Raw genomic sequence first — 4127 nt, 5'->3', positions numbered from 1 at the left:
ACGACACAGAGCTAACGCTTAGGGTGTCATTTCGCCCTCAGCCGGAACCGACCCCGGCCATAACCGGGTGAACCCGTCGGTCCGCGGAATGGCCGCCGCGTAAAAGATCTCACAGCATCCGGCAAGCAATAAATATATCCAGCCCAAAACTTCTGGCCTCAGTGTTAACGAAATGCGCCATTTTGACCTGTGGTATGTCTTTTCTGACAGCCATTCGTCACCGGCATGGACGGATAATTATCCATCAGCTGCTGTTCAGGCTTTTCAGGATAATGCGGCTCAGAGCAGCATCTGTCTGCAAACGGTGTCCTGTGTAATCATTTTCCATCACTACCCGTGTCAGTTTACGTTGCCAGCTCTTACTGACAGATACTATTTACTGACACGCGGCGGATAGTAAATTTCAGCCATGTTCTGGAAACAGACTGAGCAAATTTCTCAGAATGGAAACGCACCCTAGCCCCGCCAAGGCTTCGCTTTACGATAATTTACCTGAAGGCGGCCATTTACCTGACGGTGCATGATAAAATGTAACCACAGACCGACCGAATTTAACTTATTAATTTAATTATCTAAATTTCTTACATCAGTCAATCAGGCTGTGCATTGCATTTTTGGAGTGCACAGTCTCTGGGTTGCCTGATTCACAATTCGTAAGTCAACATCTCAGGGGGAGATTAAGTGACAGAAAACCCAATCGGATTAACCAGAAAAGTTATCAAGCCCGTTTCTAATTTTTTCAGTTCACCTGTAGCGGGCGGTATTGTGCTTATTATTGCTTCGGCAGCCGCTATCATCGTGGCCAATTCGCCCCTCAGGGAAGGTTATGAAACACTCCTGAAATACAAAACAGCAGGCCTGTCCGTTGAGCACTGGATAAACGATGCCCTGATGGCCGTATTCTTTATGATGGTCGGGCTGGAAATCAAGCGTGAGCTTGTCACCGGCCAGTTAGCCACCTGGAGCCAGCGTGCGTTGCCGGGCTTTGCCGCACTGGGTGGTCTGGCCGTACCTGCCCTGATTTACGTGGGGTTTAATGCCGGTCATGACGAAACCCTTTCCGGCTGGGCCATCCCGGCGGCCACGGATATTGCTTTTGCGCTCGGTGTACTCGCCTTACTGGGCAGTCGTGTGCCAGTCTCGCTAAAAATTTTCCTGTCGGCGCTGGCTATTCTGGATGACATGGGGGCGGTGGCTATCATCGCGCTCTTCTATACCAGCAACATTTCGCTTCTGATGCTGGGTGGTGCAGCGGCAATGGTTGCTCTGCTGTTTAGCCTGAACCGTGCCGGCGTGACGCGCCTGCTGCCCTATCTGCTGACGGGGGGAGTACTGTGGTTTTTCATGCTTCAGTCAGGCGTGCATGCCACCGTCGCGGGTATCCTGCTGGCGTTCTTTATCCCGCTGCGAACCAGGAATGCGGCTGATGAAGTGCCTCTGGACAGGCTTGAGCATGCCATCAACCCCTGGGTCACGTTTATGATACTGCCGCTGTTTGGCTTCGCCAATGCGGGCGTCGCGTTGTCGGGCATGACGATGAATGACCTGTTGTCGCCGGTTCCGGTAGGCGTGGCGCTGGGCCTGTTTTTGGGTAAACAGGCAGGTATCTTTGGCCTGTCGCTACTGGCCGTCAGCCTGGGCCTGGCGAAACGACCAGAGAAAAGTACCTGGTTACAGGTTTATGGTGTCTCGGTACTGTGTGGGATTGGTTTTACCATGAGCCTGTTTATCGGCAATCTGGCCTTTACAGGCAGCCCTCTGCTCGTTGATGAGGTCAAGGTGGGGGTTCTGGCAGGGTCCATACTGGCCGCTCTGGCCGGTATTTTGATACTGCGCTTTGCGCCTTCTAAGCAAGTCAGGTAACGTATTATCTACAGGAAAATCCCCGTGATAACGGGGGTTTTTTCACACTGTCAGTGTATATTCTGAAGAGAAAATTGAAATTATTTAATTTTATTATAAATAATTACCTTTCTATCTTTCACATTTTACAGGCGGAGCCCTGTTCAGATAAGTCAGGATGAACGCTGGCATATCAGTTAAAATATTATGTTATTCAAATAAATAGTCGGCTAACGTGGTTTTTTACACGACTGGCCCTCTAACCCCGCTACTGAATACTGACCGCCAAAAGGCGGTTTTTTTGTTCAAAGAAACTGATCTCAGTATCGCGCCCGGGGCAGCTGGCCAACGTCGCCGGCATCGCGCCGGCAAAAATCGAAAAACAGAAATATCAGCAAGATAGCTTAAACAGGTGTCGGGAAATTTCGTTGAGATATTTTGAAGGAATCACAGTGTAAGCAGGCGCTTTTTCAGGGAGGCGCGTTCTTGCGGGTTGCGTCCCTTGTGATTGGCGATGCGATCCGCCGTGGCGGCCTGGCGCTTGACGGGCCAGTAGGAGCGGCCATCCTTGCCCATCGACCAGACGCTGCTGGCCTGGTTTTCCAGCAGGGGCAGATGGGCGCTCAGGGCTTCGGGCGACGCGCTGGTCAGCGCCGTGCGCTCACGGGTGCGCCAGCGCTGATGCCAGAGCTTCTTGTCCTCGCGCTCGCTGCCGCAGGTCGTGTGCCCGACGATGGGTGTTTTGCGGCGGCTGCGGCTCATAACGTAGTGGTCTCCAAGAACATTCAGGACTGATCCCAGGCGTCGATGGTCAAGACCTGATCGGCAGGACAGGCGGCTACGCGGTCGGGAACTGGATGGTGTTCAGTCTCATGCCGACCCCATTCGATTGATCGCGTCGCTTGCGGCACGCTGCGACGCAAGGAGGTTTGCGACCTGGTTTAGCAGCCGTGTCCGCTGCATGTCTGTTACCTATCTCCCCGACCGCTCATTGGACCAACTCCAGAGATTGGGCTCTATCGCTCAGCCAATACGAAACCGGCATTGGCTGATGCCACAACCGAGACTAACACAAATGGCTCGGTACCTGTATTTCGCGCCCCGTGCACTTGGCCCGGTCTTGCCACGGCTATCTCACCTTCCCTGAGGGCACGAACAATCCCATTGCCCTGAAAGTAATCAGCCATTCCCGACAAAACAGTCCACGTGTCTTGGCCGTGAGGATGAATGTGAGCCGCAATTTCCTGCCCGGGATGGACATGCCAAACCACGATAATTGAGTCTCGGGTTTCAAGCACAACGGAACGAATAGGCTCGCCTTCGGACGGCTGAACATACTCGGCTACAGAAAATATTCTCGATTCAACAGTCATCGGAGATCCCTCTTTCACAGTTGTCGTTACGGTCTTCATCGTCGGCATCCTGACGCACGGCGGGCAATTGCTGGAGCAACGCCGGCAGCCATTCCTGTACCGTCTCCCACACCACATCGAGGTTGATGTCGAAATAGCCGTGAGCCATGCGATTACGCATATTGCGCATGCTGCGCCACGGCACGTCGGCATGCGCCTGGGTGAACTCGACGTAGCCATCCATCACCTTTGTGGCCGCCTCGCCGATGACGATCAGGCTCATGATGACGGCCTGCTGGGTGCGCTTGTCGGCCAAGAAGTCGTCCTTGGCCATCCCTTCCACGAAGCTGCGCGCATCGGTTGCGGCCTGCTGAATGTGGTCGAGGTAATCGGGCAGGCGGTTCTCGCTCATATCGGTTGCGCCTCCGCGAGCACCTTGGCCCGGAACTTCGGCGGCAGGTCGCCGGGAGTCAGCAGATCGACGTCAACGCCGAGCAGCGATTTCAGTTCTTCTTCCAAATCGCCCAAGTCCAACAACGTGGCACCGGGCAGCGCATCGACCAACAGGTCGAGGTCGCTGCCATCCCGGTCGGTGCCATGCAGCACCGAGCCGAAGACGCGCGGGTTCGCGGCGCGAAAGCGGCCTACCGCTTCACGCACTGCGCTTCGCTTCATGTCAAGCACAACAGACGGTCGCATGCGCATCCTTTCTTATCGAAACTCGTTGAGATGATATGCAATCAAGAATAGAATTTCAAGAAGAAGGAAACCGCATGCCCCGCCGTTCGATCCTCTCCGCCGCCGAGCGCGAAAGCCTGCTGGCGTTGCCGGACACCAAGGATGAGTTGATCCGTCACTACACGTTCAGCGAAAGCGACCTCTCCATCATCCGGCAGCGGCGCGGCCCGGCCAATCGGCTGGGCTTCGCGGTGC

General features: G+C 54.6%; 6 protein-coding genes. 2 read left to right on the top strand and 4 right to left on the bottom strand.

Annotated features, from left to right (window positions below; genetic code table 11):
• Positions 1-681: 681 nt before the first annotated feature.
• On the top strand, positions 682-1863 hold the full coding sequence (gene nhaA, locus QVF11_RS00070) for a Na+/H+ antiporter NhaA (protein WP_004194048.1): 1182 nt from the start codon (positions 682-684) through the stop codon (positions 1861-1863).
• 426 nt (positions 1864-2289) lie between these two features.
• Here nhaA and QVF11_RS00065 read toward each other — a convergent pair whose 3' ends face one another.
• From QVF11_RS00065 to QVF11_RS00050, 4 genes are all read right to left on the bottom strand, one after another.
• Positions 2290-2604, bottom strand: coding sequence for a hypothetical protein (locus tag QVF11_RS00065; protein WP_000091613.1), 315 nt, complete (start codon positions 2602-2604; stop codon positions 2290-2292).
• 254 nt (positions 2605-2858) lie between these two features.
• A complete protein-coding gene (locus tag QVF11_RS00060; RefSeq protein WP_000215515.1) occupies positions 2859-3215 on the bottom strand; it encodes a cupin domain-containing protein in 357 nt (118 codons plus the stop codon).
• Complete coding sequence (locus QVF11_RS00055) at positions 3205-3606, bottom strand: HepT-like ribonuclease domain-containing protein (protein WP_001293886.1); 402 nt, start codon at positions 3604-3606, stop codon at positions 3205-3207. The genes QVF11_RS00060 and QVF11_RS00055 overlap by 11 nt, the downstream gene beginning before the upstream one ends.
• Positions 3603-3869 (bottom strand): nucleotidyltransferase family protein, encoded by a 267-nt coding sequence (locus QVF11_RS00050; RefSeq protein WP_016487057.1) that lies wholly within the window; start codon positions 3867-3869, stop codon positions 3603-3605. The genes QVF11_RS00055 and QVF11_RS00050 overlap by 4 nt, the downstream gene beginning before the upstream one ends.
• A 98-nt stretch (positions 3870-3967) precedes the next feature.
• On the opposite strand from QVF11_RS00050, the gene QVF11_RS00045 reads away from it, so the two are divergent.
• A partial coding sequence (locus tag QVF11_RS00045) for a DUF4158 domain-containing protein (protein WP_287854688.1) occupies positions 3968-4127 on the top strand: 160 nt, incomplete at its 3' end.

Source organism: Klebsiella sp. (assembly GCF_027492335.1).
Lineage (GTDB): Bacteria > Pseudomonadota > Gammaproteobacteria > Enterobacterales > Enterobacteriaceae > Klebsiella > Klebsiella huaxiensis.
This window is presented reverse-complemented; position numbering and strand designations above follow the sequence as displayed.

Excerpts from the sequence above, each read along its gene's own strand:
- QVF11_RS00065 (WP_000091613.1), bottom strand. The coding sequence starts at position 2,604 with ATGAGCCGCAGCCGCCGCAAAACACCCATCGTCGGGCACACGACCTGC.
- QVF11_RS00060 (WP_000215515.1), bottom strand. The coding sequence starts at position 3,215 with ATGACTGTTGAATCGAGAATATTTTCTGTAGCCGAGTATGTTCAGCCG.
- QVF11_RS00055 (WP_001293886.1), bottom strand. The coding sequence starts at position 3,606 with ATGAGCGAGAACCGCCTGCCCGATTACCTCGACCACATTCAGCAGGCC.
- QVF11_RS00050 (WP_016487057.1), bottom strand. The coding sequence starts at position 3,869 with ATGAAGCGAAGCGCAGTGCGTGAAGCGGTAGGCCGCTTTCGCGCCGCG.